The organism is Enterococcus sp. AZ177 (assembly GCF_050544585.1).
In the GTDB taxonomy this organism is placed as follows: domain Bacteria; phylum Bacillota; class Bacilli; order Lactobacillales; family Enterococcaceae; genus Enterococcus_L; species Enterococcus_L plantarum.
Window position 1 is genome coordinate 1,512,669 of record NZ_CP172944.1, and the last position, 20,624, is coordinate 1,533,292.

Genomic DNA, 20,624 nt, shown 5'->3' on the forward strand with positions numbered 1-20,624 from the left:
ATAGGACTCATAGAGTTATGTCTCTGCCTCTTCATGTTTTCGTATTGGAACGGTTTCCCTTTCGATTAAGCGAACGCTCATTTCTTGTTCTGGAATAGTTTCTTTGTTGAGCTGGTTATGAATATAAATAAATGAATTTTCTGCTTGCAGTTTGATTGAATAATCAACTGTTGTAATATGCATCAACCGACTGATCTCGCTATTATCAAAACCAATGACAGCTACATCATCGGGAATAGAATAGCCTAAAGATTGAAGTTCAGAAATAAAACCTGCTGCAACTGAATCGGTGTAAAACGCCATGGCATCTGTTTTAGTTTTCATTTCATGCCATAATTGGGCAATATGACGTCCATTGTCCACTCTATCATCATCACGAAAGATCCATTCCTCGTTGATTGAAATATTTTTTTCCTTGTGGAAATCATCAATGGCTCTTATACGTGCCTTAGTATTTAGATTCACAGAATTCCCTAAAACATGACCAATCGAACGGTATCCACGCTGATAAAGGTAATCTAGCGAACGTAAGTATCCTGAATAATGATCGATATAAGAAGAATAGACGCGTTCAGAATCAATTCGATGCCAAGTAGCAATCGGACCATAAAGACTGTAAGGTTCGATTACTTCCCATTTATTTGACCTAGTTAAAATAAATACACCATCGAGCTGTTTGTATTTCATTTGATTCAGGGCATCAATCTCTTTCTTTTGATCTCCATCGGTAAAATAAAGTGTGACATAGTAATTATAGGATTTGGCAATAGAAATAAAACTTTCAAGAAAAATACCCAAAGGATCTATAAATCCATGTGCAAGAAAACCAATCGTCTTTGTTTCACCACTTTGAAGATTTCGAGCAATCAAGTTAGGAGAGTAGGATAGCGCTTCCATTGCATCTAAAACTTTTTTTCGACTTTCTTGACCAACATAACCATTCCCAGAAATAACTCTAGAAACAGTGGATTTTGAGACTTGTGCTTTTTTTGCTACATCAATAATTGTAGTCATGTTGACACCTCGCTAATTAAATAAAAAAAATATTCTTCACTTTTTAGTATAACATAAAATAGTTGAAAAAAGAGCTTGACATGGGAACATTCCCACATATTATGATAAAAATGTAAACGATGTCAGAACATTTTCTGAACAAAAAATCAGGAGGGAAACACATGACAAGAGATGCATTGAAAATCGCAACAATTGGTGGAGGGTCAAGTTATACACCAGAATTGATCGAGGGATATATTAAAAGAAAAGATGAATTGCCAATCAAAGAAATTTGGTTAGTTGATATTGAAGCAGGAAAAGAAAAATTAGAAACGGTTGGGGCTATGGCAAAACGCATGGTCAAAGCAGCGGGATTAGATTGGGAAGTTCATTTAACATTAGATCGTCGTGCAGCGTTAAAAGATGCTGATTTTGTATCGACTCAATTCCGTGTAGGATTACTTGACGCTCGTATTAAAGATGAACGTATTCCTTTATCACATGGTGTGCTAGGCCAAGAAACAAATGGCGCAGGTGGTATGTTTAAGGCATTTCGCACGATTCCAGTAATCCTTGCGATTATCGAAGACATGAAAGAACTTTGTCCAGATGCGTGGCTTGTTAATTTTACGAATCCAGCAGGAATGGTAACAGAAGCTGCCATTAAACATGGCGGGTGGAAGAAAACAGCAGGGTTATGTAATGTACCGATTGGCCACAGAAAACAAGCTGCTGAAAAACTAGGTATTCCAGAAGATGATCTATTCTTCAAATTTGCTGGAATCAATCATTTCCATTGGCACCGTGTTTGGGATAAACAAGGAACTGAACGAACACAAGAATTGATCGACTTGATTTATGGACCACAAGAAGATTCTGAAAGTCATTTGAAAAATATCCACAACGCACCGTTCCATTATGAACAAATCAAAGATTTAGGGATGTTACCATGTGGCTATCATCGGTATTATTATATTGAAGATGAAATGCTAAAACATTCGATTGAAGAGTTTGAAAAAGGCGAAACAAGAGCACAAGTAGTAAAAGAAACGGAAGCACGTTTATTTGAACTTTACAAAGATCCAAATCTGGATTACAAGCCAAAAGAATTAGAAGAACGAGGCGGGACTCATTACAGTGATGCAGCATGTGAATTGATCGCATCGATTCATAATGATAAACGCACAGATATGGTCGTTTCAACTGAAAATAATGGCACAATTACAGATTTACCTTATGATTGTGTCGTTGAAGTTTCAGGTCCTGTCACTGCCCACGGACATGAGCCATACAATTGGGGGGCATTTCCACCAGCGGCGCGTGGAATTATCCAAGTGATGAAAGGAATGGAGGAAACAGTGATTCGTGCGGCAATGGATGGAGACTACGGTGCTGCGTTACACGCCTTCACAATCAATCCGCTTGTTCCAGGTGGAGCGATGGCAAAAACGTTACTAGATGAATTGTTGATTGCGCATAAAGATCATTTACCAAACTTTTCAGCAGCTATTTCTAAAATTGAAGTAGAACAACCTGATACAGTGGCTTATGTTACTGAATTAATGAAAAGCAATTAAAACTTAAAAAGCCTGATTTTGTCGATGATTGGCAAAATCAGGCTTTTTATCAGTCATTGAATAAAAAGGTTAGATTGTTTTCGTTGTTGTGCCTTCTTTAAAAAACGATCGTATTGGATTATGGGTCTCAACGTTAAATTGATAGGAACGGTAACGAAATAATTGATTTAATACGACAAAAGCAGAGACTTCCGTCATCAGAAAAATGTTTAATGAATCAATCGAAAGGCTAGCTAAAGAAATTGCTAAAAATAAGATAATGAATAGAGAAAATAATTGCTGAATCTGATTTGTAGTTGTAATAGTCACTTCTTCGGTGTCTGGAGTAATGTTGACTTTTTGGGAGAAGCGAAAAAGTCCTTCTCGAAATTCTAGAATGTCACCAACAGTAACATTTAGTTCAATTGAAATATTATTGAATAATTTTCCTTGATACACACCATTTTTATAGACGGAAAAGTGGCGTACGCATCCCCATGTCGTTTGTCTTTTTAACTTAATTTTCATTATGATCACCTCTTAAAACTATTTTCACATAAATCGAATAAAAAAGAATCCAACAAAAGACTGATTTATAGTGATAGTTTTATCCTGCTAAAGTCCTATTAAGGCGAAAAGAAAAGAACTCCGGAAAATATAGAGTTCTACTGAATAAAAACTAGTTTATTCTTGATCTAAAGGTGGTAAATATGTATACTCGGCAATTGTTGCAGCATGCGTTCCAGCAACATGTCCAGTTACGAAGGCCGCAGTAACATTATACCCCCCCGTATAGCCATTAATGTCTAAAAGCTCACCTGCAAAAAATAAACCATTAAGTAGTTTACTTTCCATTGTTTTTGGTTGGATTTCTTTTAAAGATACGCCCCCGCCAGTTACAAAAGACTTTTCGATCGGTAATGTTTTATCTGCTTTTATATCAAAAGACTTTAAGCGTTGGACAAGTTGATCTAGTTGTTTTTCCGAGACTTGTTTCGCTTGGACGTCTGAAAGGTCGAGCTCGTTTAAGACGAAATCAAGTAGTCGTTCAGGAGCTACGTTTTTCAAAGCGTTTTTTAATGATTTTGCTGTTTGCTCTAAAAGTCTTTTTGTGATTTCAGCACGTAGTTCTTGTGTACTTTTTTGCGGAAATATATCTAGGCGAAGTGTGACAGGTTGTTGATTATTTTTTGTCAATTCTTGATTAACAAAGCTGGAACATCTTAAGGCAGCAGGGCCAGAAATACCAAAATGCGTAAACAAAAGATCCATTTGATGTTCAATGACTACTTTTCCTTGATTGTTTAAAACGGAAAGCGAAACATCCTGTAAAGAAAGACCTTGCAACGTTTTTTCTTGAATAAAAGGTTCGCTAGAAATGATAGGAGATTCCGTTGCATATAAAGGACTGATCGTATGTCCAACTCTTTTTGCAAGTTTATAACCATCGCCAGTAGACCCGGTAGAAGGATATGTTCGTCCGCCAGTAGTTAGAATAACACAAGGAGCATACAATTTTTCATGTTCCAAAGCGACACCAATCACTTGTTTATCTTTATAAAGAATTTTCTCAACTTTCGCCTCCGTATAAATCGTAACACCCAATTGTTCCAATTGATTAAACAACGTTTCAACAATTGTTTTTGAGCGATCCGTGACTGGAAACATCCGACCGTGGTCTTCTTCTTTTAAATGAGTTCCGTTTGATTCGAAGAACTCCATGATATCATAATTAGTAAATTGCGAAAAAGCACTATATAAAAATTTGCCATTTCCAGGAATATGAGCAATGATCTCTTCCGCTGGACGATTGTTTGTGACATTGCAACGACCGCCTCCAGTTAATAAGAGTTTTTTTCCAACTCGTTTATTTTTTTCTATCAATAATGTATTACTGCCAGATTTAGCAGCAGCAATAGCTGCCATCATACCGCTAGTGCCAGCTCCAACGACAATAACATCAAATAATTTCATAAATTCTCCTCCATTTCAATGGTAGTTTAACACAATTTCGGAAAAATTTTCTAAGTTTTTTTCAATTTACAGTAAAAAGTTGTGGAAATTTTCTGAATTTAGGTTAAAATAGGATTATAACAATGAGAGGGTGATTAGATGGAAGCAAAACAGTACGTGGAAGAGATTCAAAAAAAGATTCATGAAAATGATCGAGGGCAAGTGGAATACTTGCAAGCTGTCGACGAATTTTTACCAACGGTTGAAGTATTTTTGAAAGAAAATCCAGCATTCATTGAAGCCAATATTTTAGGAGTTTTGATTGAGCCAGAAAGAATTTTACAGTTTAGAGTTCCATGGCAAGATGACAAAGGAAATTGGCAAGTCAATCGTGGTTATCGCGTACAATATAATTCTGCGATTGGTCCATATAAAGGCGGCCTACGTTTTCACCCTAGCGTGAATTTAAGTGTGATGAAATTTTTAGCGTTTGAACAAATTTTTAAAAATAGTTTGACGGGTTTACCAATCGGTGGAGGCAAAGGCGGAAGTGATTTCGATCCTAAAGGAAAATCAGATGCTGAAGTCATGCGTTTTTGTCAAAGTTTCATGACAGAATTACAAAAACATATTGGACCAAGTACAGATGTACCCGCAGGAGATATTGGAGTTGGTGCAAGAGAGATCGGTTACTTATTTGGCATGTATAAACGCCTAAGAAATTATGATGCAGGTGTCCTAACAGGAAAACCTTTAGGTTACTGGGGAAGTCAAGCTAGAACGGAAGCTACTGGTTATGGCTGTGTCTATTTCGTAAAACATTTATTGAATGATTCAAATGACTCATTTGAAGGGAAAAAAGTCGTCGTTTCAGGTAGCGGTAACGTTTCAATCTATGCAATGGAAAAAGCGAAAGAATTAGGTGCAACTGTTCTAACTTGCTCAGATTCAAACGGTTTTATTTACGATCCAAACGGTATTGATGTTGAATTGGTTAAGGAACTAAAAGAGAAAAATCGTGAACGTATTTCTAAATATGTCGAGACACATTCTGATGCTACGTATTACGATGGTCAATCTGTATGGGACTTCGAAGTAGCTTACGATATCGCTTTACCTTGTGCCACTCAAAATGAAATCAGCGAAAAGCAAGCTGAATTATTAGTAAAAAATGGCGGAAAGATTGTAGCTGAAGGTGCTAATATGCCTTGTACGCTAGATGCCGTAGCAGTACTTGAAAAAGCTGGGGTATTGTATTGTCCTGGTAAAGCAGCAAATGCTGGTGGCGTTGCCGTATCTGCCTTAGAAATGAGTCAAAACTCAGAACGTCTATCATGGTCGTTTGAAAAAGTAGATGGTATGCTAGATGATATTATGAAAAATATTTATGAAACTTGTCGAGATACGGCGAACAAATATGATGCTGCAAATAATTTCGTCTTAGGGGCGAATGTTGCAGGATTTGAAAAAGTCGCACGAGCTATGCTAAGCCAAGGTTTGGTCTAGTCCAAATAACGAGAGAATGGAGAATGATAGTGATGATTTTAATCCTATTCATACTTCATTTTTTTCTGGTTTTTGCCACATGAACGGTTAGGTAATCCAACAAAATGTTTTGTTTTTGAGGTGTAAACGAGTCTTTTTAGCTGATTTAAAATAAAAGTGGTACAGACAGTCATAATTTGCTTGAAAAAAGCAGAAAAAGAACGTAAAGTAGTTAGTGTATTAAGTTTAATTTCAAGGAGGAGAAGGAATGTCACACATTCAATTTGATTATTCCAATTTGACACCATTTGTTGCTGATCATGAATTGGAATACATGCAGACACAAGTGACTGCAGTAGACAAAGCATTACGAGAAGGAACTGGAGCAGGTAGCGATTTTACTGGTTGGATCGATTTACCAGAAAATTATGATAAAGACGAATTTGCCCGTATCAAAAAAGCGGCTGAAAAAATTCAATCTGATTCTGAGGTTTTAGTTGTAATCGGAATTGGCGGTTCTTACTTAGGTGCAAGAGCAGCAATTGAATTTTTACATCATTCATTCAATAATTTATTGCCAGCAGATGAGAGAAAAGCTCCACAAGTTTTCTTTGCAGGAAATAGCATCAGCTCAACATACTTAGCTGATTTAATCAATGTTATTGGTGATCGTGACTTCTCAGTAAATGTGATCTCTAAATCAGGTACAACAACAGAACCAGCAATTGCCTTTAGAGTATTTAAAGAATTATTGATCAAAAAATATGGTAAAGATGAAGCGAATAAGCGCATCTATGCAACAACTGACCGTGTTAAAGGTGCTGTTAAAGTTGAGGCAGATGCTGAAGGTTGGGAAACATTTGTGATTCCTGATGATGTTGGCGGACGTTTCACTGTTCTAACACCAGTTGGGTTATTACCGATTGCCGTTAGCGGTGGCGATATTGATGCTTTGATGACAGGTGCTAATGATGCTCGTAAAGAGTATGCCACAACTACTGAATTAAGCAAAAATCAAGCGTATCAATATGCTGCATTAAGAAATATCTTATATCGTAAAGGTAAAACGACTGAAATGTTGATTAACTACGAACCAGGAATGCACTATTTTTCAGAGTGGTGGAAACAATTATTTGGTGAATCAGAAGGAAAAGATCAAAAAGGAATTTTTCCTGCAGCAGCCGATTTCTCTACTGATTTGCATTCAATGGGTCAATACGTTCAAGATGGAATGCGTAACTTATTCGAAACGGTTGTTAAAGTAGACACGCCACGTCATGTTGTTTCTATCCCTGAGCTTGCTGAAGATTTAGATGGATTAGGCTATTTACAAGGGAAAGAAATTGATTTTGTGAATACAAAAGCATTTGAAGGAACATTATTGGCTCATACAGATGGTGGAGTGCCAAATATGATTGTTAAAATTCCAGCAATGGATGCTTATTCTTTAGGTTATGTTATGTACTTCTTTGAAATTGCCGTAGGAATTTCAGGTTACTTAAATGGTGTAAATCCATTTGACCAAGAAGGTGTGGAGGCGTATAAAAAGAATATGTTTGCCCTACTTGGTAAACCAGGATTTGAAGATTTAGCGAAAGAATTGAATGCACGTCTGTAATATAAATGAATAAAAAAGCGTCAACAGGATTTTAACTTCCTTGTTGGCGTTTTTTAATGTTACATTCATTTAAAATTATCATCTTTCGGATAGGGTAGAACATGCAAGGAGTAGTCGTCCTCGATAGTTTCTTCATAAGTTGATTCTTGATAATAATGATTTTCAGTTTCTTGTGTAAAATCGTTAGGATAAGCAGATTCGTTTTGAGTTGAATCGATTGCTGGTTGTGAGGCAGTAAGATTATTCTGTGCTAACCGTTCTTTCGCTGCTTCTACTGCTTTTTGAGTATTGTCATGGTGTGATTTGTGATTACCACCAGTGAATGTTAAATAAATAATCAACGCAATCATTATAATTGTTATTATAATTAAACCAATAAACATGCCAAATGAAATAAACATGATGGTAAACCTCCTTTATCTTTCCTATTCCACTTCAGTTTATCAAATGTTGCGCGTACAGTCATCTATTTTCTTATATATTCATAATTAAAATGAAGCAGAATAGTAGTAGAATAGAAAATAACAAATAGAGAAAATGTTTAAAATGGAGCAGTTAGACAGAAAGAATCCAGCAATGACTTAAAAATTTATTTAAAAAGACAAGAATTCTGTAGGTATTGGATTGTTTGTGGTAAAATGTAGAAAGCAAGTTTTTTGGAGGAATGAATTTGAAGTCTAAAGAGTTATTACATACAATATTATTTTTTGTTGGTTTAGCAGCTTTACTATTTTTATTAAGACAATTTGTGTTCACGCCAGTTGTTGTCAAAGGGCATTCGATGGATCCGACTTTAGCAGATGGTGAAAGAGTAATTGCTTTAAAAAATACGGAAATCAAACGCTTCGATATTGTAACATTTCCAGCACCAGATGAACCTGATAAGAATTACATCAAGCGTGTGATTGGTTTGCCGGGTGACACGATCGAGTATAAGAATGATGTGTTGTATATCAACGATAAAGAAGTGAAAGAACCTTACCTTGATGAATTCAAGGGAGAAGTCAAAGACGGATTACCATTGACTCTTGATTTTACGCTGTCGGAAGTTACTGGTGAGAAGAAAGTTCCAGAAGGTGAATATTTTGTAATGGGTGATAATCGTCGGAATTCCAAAGACGGACGCATGATCGGTTTTATCAATAAGGATAAAATATTAGGGGATGTGAAATTTGTTTTGTGGCCCCTTGATCGATTTGGAACGATTTAATGAAATAACCATTCAATGACAATATAAGAAAGTTCTCTTTTAAGTAAGAGGCTTTTTTTGTTAAATAGTAAAAATGATATCCACACTGGAATTATGATAAACTAAGAAGAGGAAACATTTATAAAGGATGTGAAAAAAATGAGTCTACAATTTATCCGTGGAACTGCTGAGATGGATTTAGAAGAAGCACTTTTACAAGCGTCTGTCCAGTGGTTATCTGATGAAGGGTCACATGAAGTTTTTTATTTAGTACCGAACCACATGAAATTTGAGCAAGAGATCAATGCACTTAAACGAATAAAAGAAATCCAAGAGAATCATAGTGATTCGATTGCAACGATGCGCTTTCAAGTGTTTAGTTTTTATCGATTGGCATGGTACTTTTTACAGCATACACAATATTATGGCTCTGAAATCCTTTCTGAAGCAGGAGCCGCAATGGTCTTCAGAAAGATCTTATCAGAAAATGAAGAATCACTAAAAGTCTTTCGTGGGGAAGTCAATAAATCAGGATTTATTCAGCAGTTATTTGACTTGTATCAGGAAATGAAAGAAGGCAATATTGTTTTAGATGAGTTATTTGGTCAATTATCGGGAACAAATTCAGATAGTAAAGAACAGGATTTACAATTAAAGATTCAAGATATTAAATTAGTATTTTCAAAATTTGAAGAAACAATGACTCAATACGGAATCAAATCAGCAGAAATTATTAATTATTTGACAGAATATCTAGAAACAAAAGACTTACACAATGTTTTATTCGTAATCAATGGGTACCATAATTTTTCCGCAAGGGAATTGAAATTGATTGAAACATTGATGCGTCGCGGAGGCGAGGTTAAAGTTTCTTTAGTGTTGGATAAAAAATATCCGAATGAGTTACCATCGCCAATGAACTTATTTTATGAGACAGGGACGACCTATCAAAAATTGTATCAAATAGCTAGAAACGCCAATGTAGCGATATTGCCGGATTACGTGGAAAAAAAGAAGAAATTGATTGCAAACGGTAGTTTACAAACTCTTGAAAAGTATTGGATCGAGGCTCAAGAAAGTCATCCGAAAAAAGGCAAACGAGGAATCACGGATGACCATGTGCAATTTTGGTGTGCAGAAAATCCTAAGGAAGAACTCAATCACATTGCGAAAGAAATTAGAAGATTAGTTGTGGAAGAACATTATCGGTATAAAGATATTCAGCTGTTAACAAGAGAACTGGATAGTTACGAAACACTGATCGAACCGTTATTTTCGATGCATGAAATTCCCGTTTATTTGGATCGTGATATGGCAATGGAACAGCATCCTCTAGTTGAATTTATTCAGTCTTTGTTTGCGATACATGCCTACCATTATCGTTACCGTGATGTATTGCGTTTTTTAAGAACAGAATTATTTTTTCCAATTGAGGATCAAACCTCAGTTGAAGACTGGCAAATACAGCGAAATGAATGGCGTCGTAAAATAGATGTAGCTGAGAATGTTGTTTTAGCCTATGGATATGAAGGATATCATTGGGTGAAAAAGAAGGATTGGCACTTTATCCGTTATGATTTCGAAACAGAGCAGCAGGATGATACTGAATTAATTGAAAAAGATTCGAATGCTGTACGAAATATGATCCAACAAACTGTCCCAACGTTTTTTGAACAAATTCAAGAAACGAAAACAGGAATCGAAGCAGCAGACTATTTTTATCGTTTTTTAGTGAATAATGGGGTCGAAAAACAATTAATGATGTGGCGCAATCAAGCAATCGAGAAAGGTCAATTGGATGACGCTCGTAATCATGAACAAACGTGGGAAGCATTAATGACGTTACTAGATGAGTATGTGACAATTTACGGAAATGATTCCTTTGATTTAACGCTTTTTGAAGAAATTTTTTCTAGTGGTTTAGAAGGTCTACGCTATAATAAAGTTCCGACTGCAATTGATCAGGTACAAGTTCGATCAATGGATCTTGCTCGACCAGGACAAGCTAAAATTGTTTTTGCTATTGGTTTGACGGATCAAGTATTGCCGCAAAAATTTGATAATAAGACCTTATTATCTGATGAGGAGAGAGAATACGTCAATGGACATTTAGACGATGGGCAATTTTTATTGAATGATACGAGAAAAAGCATAGCCAAGGAACCCTTTAACGCGTATATCATGTTTACGTCGGCGACGAATCGTTTGTATTTTTCTTATCCTACTGTGAAAGATACCGCTAAAGACGTAAAAGTATCACCTTATTTAATCAATATTCAAATTGACTTAGGGATTCGGATGCAACAAAGAAATGGACTCACAATTTTAGATAATGAACAAGTCAGTCTTGAACATATCGGGACATACCGAACATTAATCAGTGATTTAACCAATCTAAAACGACAAAAGAAGGAAACGCAAGAAGGAATGTTGTCTTTCTGGCTTGTATTAGAACGTGAATTAATGAAACAGTCACAAGCAGCACTGGCAACCCACGTTTTTGAAAGTCTTGGACATCAAAATTTACCAGAAAATCTAGAGGAACAGTTGGCAGATGAGTTATATACTAAGACTATTTATACGTCAGTCTCTAGAATGGAGAGTTTCTATCGTTGTCAGTATCAATATTTTTCACGTTTTGGATTAGGATTAAAAGAAAGAGATGTTTTTGGTTTATCGCCAGCTGCAACTGGAGACTTTTTCCATGAAGCATTAGATCAGTTCTTTAAATTATTGATTATGCAGAACAAGCAATTATCTGAGCTGACAGATAGAGAAGTGAATGAGTTTACAGAACAAATCTTGAATACTGTATTTGGTGAGATTAAATTTTCGATTCTTGATACATCTAGTCGAATGAATTATATCCGTTATCAACTTGGCCAAACAATCAAAAAAGTGAGTTGGGCATTAAAACGTCAAAGTGAACGTAGTGGGATGACGACGATTCAAACGGAAGTTCTATTTGGACAAATTGCAAGCCAAAAAGGAATTAGAGGCCTAGAATTACCATTGAAAAATGGCGGTAATATCAGTGTTCGGGGGAAAATCGATCGTTTAGATCAGTTAGTGACACCAGATTCTCTATACTTAGGAGTCGTTGATTATAAATCTAGTCATAAGAAATTTAATATTACAGAAGCTTATTATGGCTTAGCGATGCAGATGCTAACCTACTTAGATGTTGCTTTGATGGATGCTGTGAGTTTGGTTGGTCAATCAGCTAAAGCAGCCGGATCATTCTATCTGCATGTTCACAATCCCATTCTTCCATATGAAACCGAAGATAAAAAAGAGCAGCAGCTGTTAAAGAAATTCCAATTTGATGGCTTGTTATTGAATGACCCAGTCTTGCTTGAGAATCTAGATAGAAGTTTGCAAGCCAAACAAAGTTCATTGATTTTCCCAATTGAGGAATCAGCCAAGGAATTGATCAAACCTGGGCGTCGTCAAGAAGATAAATTTGTAACAGAACCTGAATTGGAAGTATTATTGACTCACAACCGTAGTAAATTTATTGAGGCTGGTAACAAGGTGACGAGTGGTGAAATCGATTTAAATCCAGCCTATCAAGGAAAAGAACGCATCGCATGTCGTTTTTGCCCATTTAGAAGTGTGTGTAATTTTGATGTTATGTTGAAGGAAAACAATTATAATCGAATTGAAACCTTATCTAAAAAAGAAGTGATGGATCGGTTGATTGAAAACGAGCAGGAAGGAGAAACGAGTGATGAGTAAAGTTATTCCATTACGTCCAGAAAATGAACAATTTACCGATAACCAATGGCAAGCTGTTTTTGATGGAGATGAAAATATTTTAGTCTCTGCTTCTGCTGGTTCTGGAAAAACAACGGTCCTTGTTCGTAGAGTAATCGAAAAACTCAAAAGTGGCGTTGATATTGATCGAATGTTGATTGTAACGTATACGGAAGCGGCAGCAAAAGAAATGAAAGAGCGAATTCAAGTCGCTTTACAAAAGGCAATAACAAACGAAAGTGAGCAAGATAGAAAACAACATTTTATGAGACAATTGACCTTACTTCCGACTGCGAATATCAGTACATTACATGCTTTTTGTTTAACTGTGATTCGACGCTTTTACTATTTGATCGAAATGGATCCTGTCTTTCGATTGTTGACGGATGAGACCGAAATGTTACTGTTAAAAGAGGATGTGTGGGATGAACTTAGAGAAAAATTCTATGCTGAAAACGAAGAAACTTTTTATCAGCTGACGAGTAATTTTTCTAATGATCGTAGTGATGATGGTTTAACGAAATTGATCTTTTCACTATACGAGTTTGCACGTGCTAATCCAGATCCAGACGAATGGCTGATTCATCTAGCAGATAGTTATCAAGTTGTTGGAAGTTTAGGTGATTCAGCGTTATTCCAAAAGTATTTAAAACCGCAAGTTATGGAAAGTCTATTGCGTTGTGTGGATCGTTATGAAGAGATGATTCGTATGTCGGAAGGCGAAGAAAAGTTAGAAAAAATCGCTATTCTCGCTAGAAATGAAAAAGAGTTCGTTGAAACCTTTACTAGTCAATTAGCAGATAATGATCTAGAGTCAGGATTTGACATTTCAAAAACAATTACCTTTGACCGTTATCCTACAGTGCGTGATGAAGAGTTGAAAGAAATAGCAGCCCAGGCGAAAAACTTGCGTGAGCAAAATAAAAAAGCTATCAACGACATTTTAAGTAATCTCTTTACGTTGTCTCCAGAACAAATGAAGGAAATTTTAGAACAATCACAGCCGCTTGTGCAAGAAATGGCTAAAGTAGGAAAAGCATTTATAGAGACATACAGCAAACAGAAATTAAGAAAAGGTCTCGTTGATTTCAATGATTTAGAACATTTTACATTGGCAATCTTAGCAAAAAAAGAAGCAGGCACATGGCTTGCGACGGAAGCATCTAAGTATTATCGAGAGAAATTCGATGAAGTATTAGTCGATGAATACCAAGATATCAATCGATTACAAGAAACGATTCTTTATTGGTTAAGGCGACCAACTGCTGAGGAAGGCAACCTGTTTATGGTTGGTGATGTGAAGCAATCAATTTACTCTTTCCGTTTAGCTGATCCAACACTATTTATTGAAAAATATAATCAATATGGGCAAAATAAGGATGGAAAACGGATTGTTTTAGCTGAGAATTTCCGTTCTAGGAAAAATGTTTTAGATTTTACCAACTTAGTGTTTGAACAGTTGATGGATGAACGGGTGGGTCAAATTGCATACGATGAGGCAGCAAAACTTGTACATGGTTTTGACCAATTTGCTGAAGCTGAAAATTATGATACAGAACTATTGATTTATGAAAAGAAATCGGAGCAGTTGGAAGACACATTTAAACTAGATGATACTCAATTGATTTTAGAAGACAAAACTGAAGGCGAACTGCATATGACAGCGCTGAAAATCAGAGAGTTGATCGACAAGAAATTTTTGATCTATGATAAATCGACTAAAGAAAATCGACCACTGACCTATAAAGATATAGTGTTGTTGACACCAACGAAGAAAAACAATTTAACGATTTTAGAAATATTCAAACTAGCTGGAATCCCTATTCAAGTGAATGATGCGCAAAATTATTTCCAAGCGACAGAAGTTCAGACGATGGTCGCACTCTTGCAAATTATTGATAATCCGTATCAAGATATACCGCTAGCAGCCGTTTTACGTTCGCCCATTGTTGGGTTGAAAGAAAACGAGTTAGTGATGATCCGTTTGGCAGCTAAAAAAAGTTCGTATTACGAAGCGTTTTTGACATTTAATCAAAACGAAGCTGTTGAAAAAGAGCAACAGATATTAAAAGGAAAAACAACGAAATTTGCTGACTGGTTAGAACAATGGCGAGAAATTGCTAGACGGAACCAATTGTCAACATTGATTTGGCAAATTTATCAAGATACTGCGTATTTGGATTATGTTGGTGGCATGCCGGCTGGTAAACAAAGACAGGCAAATTTATTCGCGTTAGTTGATCGAGCAGCCAGTTATGAACAAACAAGCTTCCGAGGATTGTTTCAATTTGTTCGTTTTATTGAAAAAATGCAGGAAAAAGATAAAGACTTAGCTGAACCTGTGATTTTGAGCGAAGAAAATGCAGTTCGAGTGATGACCATTCACGCGAGTAAAGGGTTGGAATTTCCAGTAGTATTTATTCTAGATATGACTAAAGAGTTTAATCTTGGAGACTTGAATGAACGCTATATTTTCGATGATCGTTTAGGTGTGGGAATACGTTATCTTGACCAAACAGATCGAATGCTTTATGAAACTTTACCATTTCTAGCAATCAAACAGGCAAAACTAAAAAAATTACTATCAGAAGAAATGCGAAAATTATATGTAGCTTTGACCAGAGCAGAGCAAAAACTTTATTTAGTAGGATCATATAATAACAAAGAAGCGGCTTTTAAAGAATGGTTAAAAGTGGGAGATGTTCAGACGAAAGTCTTGCCTAGTGAAAATCGTTTACAGGGAAAAAGTAGCTTGATGAACTGGGTCGGGATGAGTTTGATTCGCCATCAAAAAATGGCTGAATTTCAAACGGAGTTCGTTGTGGAGAAAATTCCTGGAATCACCAACCATTCTGCTGGTTTTACTATTGGGTTTATGACTGAAAAAGACATCCAAGAACAGTTTGCCACACTCCAATTTGTTGAGACAAGTTCTGAAAAACGAGAATGTATTGAAAAAAGTGATTCAAACATTATAGAAAAAGGTCTTCGCCGATTAAATTATGACTATCCATATCAATTGTCAACCAAAACGACGAATTACCAATCAGTATCTGAAATTAAACGAGTATTCGAGGACCCAGATAATAAAGAAATCGCTAAAATTGAAGTAGACGAAAAAAATACAATGCAGCCAACACCTATGATTGTTCATCGAATGAGTGAAGGCGAGTTAGGTAAACCTAGATTTATTGAAACGATTAGAAAACCATCTGCAGCAGAAATTGGTACTGCAACACACTATTTATTGCAGCTTTTGGATTTAAATGAAGAACCGACGAAAGACAGTATTGTTCAATTGATCAATGAATTAGTTGAAACGAATATCATTCAAGATAATGTGGCAAAACAAATCAGTAGTGATGAAATTCTTTCATTCTACCAAACGAGTTTAGGTCAACAATTATTAGAAAATCCGGACAAAGTTGTTCGTGAACAACCATTTTCAATGTTGTTGAAAGCGGAAGAACTCATCAAAGATTATCCGAAGGAGACCCAAGATGATTTATTGATTCATGGAATGATCGATGGCTATCTTGAACAAGAGGACAACTGTATTCTTTATGATTATAAAACTGATTTTGTTCAAGACATTGACAATAGTGCAGAAATCAAAAAAATTATCTTGCGATATAGAGGCCAATTGAATTTATATCGAAAAGCATTAGCTCAAGCAACTAATAAGGATGTCAAGCAGGTGTTGCTCGTATTATTGTCTGCCAGAATTATTATTGATATGGACAAAGAAGAGATTGTTGAAAAAATGAATTAATGAAAGCAAACCTACTTACAAATTGTAAGTTGTATGCTATACTCAGTTCACGAGGTGAGGAAGATGGAGCAAGTAAAAACAACCGAGTTTTCATTATGTCCTAAATTCGAGAAAGCATTTGCGATTTTAGGGAAAAAATGGAACGGTTTGATCATTGATGTCTTGTTGGAGAACGGTCCTCAACGATTTGGTGAGTTAAGACAAAAAATCCCTGAACTAAGCGATCGGGTTTTGGTGGAGCGCTTAAAAGAATTGGAAGGCGAAGGAATTATCTCAAAAGCAGTTCGCTGTGATGAGAGTAGCCGTCTAGAGTATTTTCTCACGAATAAAGGCAAGGACTTACAACAAGCAATGGAACAAATTCAGAGTTGGGCAGAAAAATGGGTTACTTCAGAAGAATGCTGTTGACCTTAGACTTAATTTCTTGTAAACTGTAATCAATTGAATAACAAAAAAACAGTGATGGAAAAGAGTAGTTTTGTAGATACGGAAAGGGAAAACCTGTCATAGACTGGAAACAGGTTGCGTAATCGGAAAATGAAGTTCACTTCCGGAGTTTGTTTGTTCCAAAGAGAACAAACCGGTGAAAGCCGTTATAAGAATTGAGTGCATGATTTTTTGTCATGAAGTAGGATGGTAACACGATAGCTCGTTCCTTTTAAGAGGAGCGGGCTATCGTTTTTTATTTGATTCATGCTTTAGAGGCATGTGTACATAATGTCTACAGCCTGGAACTCAGTTCAATTATCAAACAATAGAAAGGAATAGAGACATGACATTAAAAGCTCAATTAGAAGCTTTACGAGATGAAACATTGAATAATATCCAACATGTTACTGATCTTAAAGCGCTAAACCAAATCAGAGTAGAAACATTAGGGAAAAAAGGCCCCATCACCGAAGTGTTGAGAGGGATGAAAGATCTATCAGCGGAAGAACGTCCAGTAGTTGGAAGTTTTGCGAATGAAATTCGTGATCTATTGACTGAAGCTTTAGAAACACGGAAAGAAATTTTAGAGACTGAGGCATTAAATGCAGCTTTAGACCAAGAAAAAATCGATGTAACGTTACCTGGTAAACAAATGGCTCATGGTACTCGTCATGTGCTATCTCAAGTAATGGAAGAAATCGAAGATATTTTCGTTGGCATGGGGTATCAAGTTGTAGAAGGATATGAAGTTGAGTCAGATCATTACAATTTTGAGCGTATGAACTTACCTAAAGATCACCCAGCCCGTGACATGCAAGATACATTTTATATTTCTGACGAAATTTTGATTCGTACACATACATCACCTGTACAAGCTAGAACTATGGAAAAACATGATTTTTCAAAAGGCGCATTGCGTATGATTTCTCCAGGGAAAGTATTCCGCAGAGACACTGATGATGCGACACATAGTCACCAATTCCATCAAATCGAAGGCTTAGTTATCGATAAAAATATTACAATGGGCGACCTCAAAGGAACACTGGAAGTTGTTATGAAAAAAATGTTTGGGGAAGATCGTAAAATCCGTCTACGTCCAAGTTATTTCCCATTTACTGAACCTTCAGTGGAAGTTGATGTTAGTTGCTTTAAGTGCGGTGGTGCTGGCTGTAATGTCTGCAAACAAACAGGTTGGATCGAAATTTTAGGTGCAGGGATGGTTCATCCAGATGTCTTATCAATGTCAGGAATCGATCCAAATGAATATACCGGTTTTGCTTTTGGCATAGGTCCAGATCGTGTAGCAATGTTGCGTTACGGTGTTAATGATATTCGTAATTTCTATCAAAATGATTTACGTTTCTTAAATCAGTTCAAGGTAAAGGAGTAGTCGACGATGTTAGTTTCTTATAAATGGTTAAGTGAGTATTTAGATCTTTCAAAAATTTCTGCAAAAGAATTATCTGATCAAATGTCTTTGACTGGAATCGAAGTCGAAGGCGTTGAAGTACCAGAAGAAGGTTTGAAAAAAATTGTCGTGGGTGAAGTCAAAGAATGTGTACCTCATCCAAATTCAGATCATTTATCGATCTGTCAAGTTGACATCGGTGAAGAAGAATTGTCGCAAATCGTTTGTGGTGCACCAAATGTCAAAACGGGCATTAAAGTGATCGTAGCTTTACCAGGTTCTCGTATCACTGGGAACCAAAAAATCAAAAAAGGTAAAATGCGCGGTGAAGTATCAAATGGCATGATTTGTTCATTACAAGAATTAGGCTATTCTGATAATGTGATTCCTAAAGCATATTCTGATGGAATTTATTATATGCCAGAAGATGCAGTTAACGGGGAGGATGTCTTTTCTTATTTAGATATGGATGATCAGATTATCGAATTATCCATTACACCTAACCGTGCTGATGCTTTAAGTATGCGTGGCGTTGCATACGAAGTAGGGGCTATTTACCGCCAAACACCTAAATTCAATGATGATTATGTAGATGAAGATACTAGCGAAACAGCAGAAAACTATCTTTCTGTTGAAGTGGAAGATAAAAAAAATGTACCAGCGTATCAGATCAGAATCATTAAAGATGTAAAAATTGCTGAAAGTCCATTGTGGTTGCAAACGCGCTTGATGAATGAAGGCATTCGTCCAATCAATAACGTAGTGGATGTAACAAACTACATTCTTTTACTATTTGGTCAGCCGTTACATGCGTTTGATTATGATAAGTTAGAGAGTCAAACGATTTTAGTAAGACGTGGCAAATTGAACGAAGAAATTGTTACTTTGGATGGTGAAACAAGAAAAATATCTGAGGAAAATATCGTCATTACAAACGGAAAAGTTCCAGTGGCTTTAGCTGGTGTAATGGGTGGTGCGAATTCAGAAATCACTGATGGAACAACTACTGTTGCCTTAGAATCAGCGTTATTTGATTCTCTATCTATCCGTAAAACATCAAAAGAGTTTAATTTACGTAGTGAATCTTCAAGTAGATTTGAAAAAGGAATCAATCATGCAACGATTGGCGAAGCTGGTGATGTAGCGGCAGCGATGATTGCTAAATTAGCGGGCGGGACGGTCGTTTCTGGAAAAGTGATTGGCTCTGAATTAACTCTTGAAGATGTAGTAGTAAGTGTCACGATTTCACGAATCAATGAATATCTAGGTACTGAAATGGATCAAGCAACCGTTAGTGAAATTTTTGATGCGTTAGGATTTTCGTACGAACGTGATCAAGATAAATACATTGTGACAATTCCACCAAGACGTTGGGATATTTCAATTGAAGCAGACTTGATCGAAGAAGTTGCACGTATTTATGGCTATGATAATTTGCCATCGACGTTACCAAAAGGAGAAACAGTAGCTGGCAGTTTAACGAGCGGTCAACTAGCAATTCGTAAAATCAAAAGTTTGTTAGAAGGCTGTGGGGCCAGTGAAGCCATCAGTTATGCTTTAACAACCGAGGAAAAATCTCGTCAATTTATGATGAGAGAAAGTATAACAACAAGTTTACAATGGCCAATGAGTGAAGAGCGGTCTGTTTTAAGAATGAATTTGATTTCAGGTTTATTAGACGATGTAGCCTATAATGTTGCACGTAAAAACAACAATGTTGCTCTTTATGACGTTGGGCGAGTGTTCTATCAGGATAATGACCCTAAAAAGGAATTACCATATGAAGAAAATCATTTAGGGATCGTATTATCAGGAAGTAGTGCAGTGAAAGATTGGCAAACAAAAGAAGTGCCCGTTGATTTTTATACAATTAAGGGAATGCTTGAAGTGTTATTCGATTCTGTAGGAATTTCTGACAAGATCGTTTACGAAGCAACAAAAGGTAATCAAGACTTACATCCAGGTAGAAGTGCTTTAGTAAAATTAAATGATAAAGTGATCGGTTTTATCGGACAAGTTCATCCAACAGTCGCGAAAGAATATGAGATTCCTGAAACATATGCAGCTGAATTAAATCTTCAAGCACTTATAGAAGAAGAAAACGATGCGTTAGTTTATCAGCAAATTTCCAAATTCCCAGCAATTTCAAGAGACATTGCGTTATTAGTGGATGAAACTGTTACAAACCAAGACTTAGTTGCCATCATTTCAAAACATGCTGGTAAATTCCTGCAATCTGTTCATTTATTTGATGTTTACCAAGGAGAGAATATCGCTGAAGGAAAAAAATCAATGGCGTATAGCTTAACGTTTGTAAATGCAGAAGCAACGTTAGTAGATGAAGAAATCACTTTTTCAATGGAAAAAGTGGAAAAAGCATTAGTAGAGGAATTTGATGTAACGATTCGATAAAAAAATAAAAGTGTATCGCAAATCTATCAATAGTTTTGCGATACGCTTTTTAT

The 20,624-nt window shown here is 36.2% G+C and carries 13 protein-coding genes and 1 other annotated feature; of the genes, 9 read left to right on the top strand and 4 right to left on the bottom strand.

Features of this window, described 5'->3' with window-relative positions; all coding sequences use genetic code 11:
• Window positions 1-15: 15 nt before the first annotated feature.
• The gene (locus tag IGJ34_RS07395) at window positions 16-1,014 is read right to left on the bottom strand and encodes a LacI family DNA-binding transcriptional regulator (protein ID WP_069653084.1); all 999 of its coding nucleotides are present in this window, start codon (window positions 1,012-1,014) and stop codon (window positions 16-18) included.
• A gap of 161 nt (window positions 1,015-1,175) precedes the next feature.
• Between IGJ34_RS07395 and IGJ34_RS07400 the strand changes: the two genes are divergently transcribed.
• On the top strand, window positions 1,176-2,570 hold the full coding sequence (locus tag IGJ34_RS07400; protein ID WP_069653085.1) for a 6-phospho-beta-glucosidase: 1,395 nt from the start codon (window positions 1,176-1,178) through the stop codon (window positions 2,568-2,570).
• A gap of 69 nt (window positions 2,571-2,639) precedes the next feature.
• On the opposite strand, the gene IGJ34_RS07405 is transcribed toward IGJ34_RS07400, so the two are convergent.
• Window positions 2,640-3,077, bottom strand: coding sequence for a hypothetical protein (locus IGJ34_RS07405; RefSeq protein ID WP_069653086.1), 438 nt, complete (start codon window positions 3,075-3,077; stop codon window positions 2,640-2,642).
• 156 nt (window positions 3,078-3,233) lie between these two features.
• A complete protein-coding gene (locus IGJ34_RS07410) occupies window positions 3,234-4,523 on the bottom strand; it encodes an NAD(P)/FAD-dependent oxidoreductase (protein ID WP_430598481.1) in 1,290 nt (429 codons plus the stop codon).
• A gap of 138 nt (window positions 4,524-4,661) precedes the next feature.
• On the opposite strand from IGJ34_RS07410, the gene gdhA reads away from it, so the two are divergent.
• Both gdhA and IGJ34_RS07420 read left to right on the top strand, forming a co-directional pair.
• Window positions 4,662-6,008 carry an NADP-specific glutamate dehydrogenase gene (gene gdhA / locus IGJ34_RS07415; protein ID WP_069653088.1) on the top strand — a complete coding sequence of 449 codons (1,347 nt, stop codon included), beginning with the start codon at window positions 4,662-4,664 and terminating at the stop codon, window positions 6,006-6,008.
• Window positions 6,009-6,255: 247 nt separating this feature from the next.
• Window positions 6,256-7,605: a glucose-6-phosphate isomerase gene (locus tag IGJ34_RS07420; RefSeq protein WP_430598482.1), complete on the top strand. Its 1,350-nt coding sequence runs from the start codon at window positions 6,256-6,258 to the stop codon at window positions 7,603-7,605.
• A gap of 65 nt (window positions 7,606-7,670) precedes the next feature.
• On the opposite strand, the gene IGJ34_RS07425 is transcribed toward IGJ34_RS07420, so the two are convergent.
• Window positions 7,671-8,006 carry a hypothetical protein gene (locus IGJ34_RS07425; RefSeq protein WP_111248687.1) on the bottom strand — a complete coding sequence of 112 codons (336 nt, stop codon included), beginning with the start codon at window positions 8,004-8,006 and terminating at the stop codon, window positions 7,671-7,673.
• A gap of 263 nt (window positions 8,007-8,269) precedes the next feature.
• Between IGJ34_RS07425 and lepB the strand changes: the two genes are divergently transcribed.
• From lepB to pheT, 6 genes are all read left to right on the top strand, one after another.
• Window positions 8,270-8,815 (top strand): signal peptidase I, encoded by a 546-nt coding sequence (gene lepB / locus IGJ34_RS07430; protein ID WP_069653091.1) that lies wholly within the window; start codon window positions 8,270-8,272, stop codon window positions 8,813-8,815.
• Window positions 8,816-8,953: 138 nt separating this feature from the next.
• The gene (locus IGJ34_RS07435; RefSeq protein WP_430598483.1) at window positions 8,954-12,532 is read left to right on the top strand and encodes a PD-(D/E)XK nuclease family protein; all 3,579 of its coding nucleotides are present in this window, start codon (window positions 8,954-8,956) and stop codon (window positions 12,530-12,532) included.
• Window positions 12,525-16,322, top strand: coding sequence for a helicase-exonuclease AddAB subunit AddA (addA, locus tag IGJ34_RS07440; RefSeq protein WP_430598484.1), 3,798 nt, complete (start codon window positions 12,525-12,527; stop codon window positions 16,320-16,322). Before IGJ34_RS07435 ends, addA begins: the two co-directional genes overlap by 8 nt.
• Before the next feature lie 63 nt (window positions 16,323-16,385).
• On the top strand, window positions 16,386-16,730 hold the full coding sequence (locus tag IGJ34_RS07445; RefSeq protein WP_069653094.1) for a winged helix-turn-helix transcriptional regulator: 345 nt from the start codon (window positions 16,386-16,388) through the stop codon (window positions 16,728-16,730).
• 42 nt (window positions 16,731-16,772) lie between these two features.
• Window positions 16,773-16,982, top strand: a binding site (T-box leader).
• Window positions 16,983-17,094: 112 nt separating this feature from the next.
• The gene (gene pheS, locus IGJ34_RS07450; RefSeq protein WP_430598486.1) at window positions 17,095-18,141 is read left to right on the top strand and encodes a phenylalanine--tRNA ligase subunit alpha; all 1,047 of its coding nucleotides are present in this window, start codon (window positions 17,095-17,097) and stop codon (window positions 18,139-18,141) included.
• Between the two features lie 6 nt (window positions 18,142-18,147).
• Window positions 18,148-20,571, top strand: a complete 2,424-nt coding sequence (pheT, locus tag IGJ34_RS07455; protein WP_430598487.1) for a phenylalanine--tRNA ligase subunit beta — start codon at window positions 18,148-18,150, stop codon at window positions 20,569-20,571.
• Window positions 20,572-20,624 lie beyond the last annotated feature (53 nt).

What these genes read in the sequence shown, in the direction of transcription:
- IGJ34_RS07395 (WP_069653084.1), bottom strand. Translation starts at nt 1,014, where the DNA reads ATGACTACAATTATTGATGTAGCAAAAAAAGCACAAGTCTCAAAATCC.
- IGJ34_RS07400 (WP_069653085.1), top strand. Translation starts at nt 1,176, where the DNA reads ATGACAAGAGATGCATTGAAAATCGCAACAATTGGTGGAGGGTCAAGT.
- IGJ34_RS07405 (WP_069653086.1), bottom strand. Translation starts at nt 3,077, where the DNA reads ATGAAAATTAAGTTAAAAAGACAAACGACATGGGGATGCGTACGCCAC.
- IGJ34_RS07410 (WP_430598481.1), bottom strand. Translation starts at nt 4,523, where the DNA reads ATGAAATTATTTGATGTTATTGTCGTTGGAGCTGGCACTAGCGGTATG.
- gdhA (WP_069653088.1), top strand. Translation starts at nt 4,662, where the DNA reads ATGGAAGCAAAACAGTACGTGGAAGAGATTCAAAAAAAGATTCATGAA.
- IGJ34_RS07420 (WP_430598482.1), top strand. Translation starts at nt 6,256, where the DNA reads ATGTCACACATTCAATTTGATTATTCCAATTTGACACCATTTGTTGCT.
- IGJ34_RS07425 (WP_111248687.1), bottom strand. Translation starts at nt 8,006, where the DNA reads ATGTTTATTTCATTTGGCATGTTTATTGGTTTAATTATAATAACAATT.
- lepB (WP_069653091.1), top strand. Translation starts at nt 8,270, where the DNA reads ATGAATTTGAAGTCTAAAGAGTTATTACATACAATATTATTTTTTGTT.
- IGJ34_RS07435 (WP_430598483.1), top strand. Translation starts at nt 8,954, where the DNA reads ATGAGTCTACAATTTATCCGTGGAACTGCTGAGATGGATTTAGAAGAA.
- addA (WP_430598484.1), top strand. Translation starts at nt 12,525, where the DNA reads ATGAGTAAAGTTATTCCATTACGTCCAGAAAATGAACAATTTACCGAT.
- IGJ34_RS07445 (WP_069653094.1), top strand. Translation starts at nt 16,386, where the DNA reads ATGGAGCAAGTAAAAACAACCGAGTTTTCATTATGTCCTAAATTCGAG.
- pheS (WP_430598486.1), top strand. Translation starts at nt 17,095, where the DNA reads ATGACATTAAAAGCTCAATTAGAAGCTTTACGAGATGAAACATTGAAT.
- pheT (WP_430598487.1), top strand. Translation starts at nt 18,148, where the DNA reads ATGTTAGTTTCTTATAAATGGTTAAGTGAGTATTTAGATCTTTCAAAA.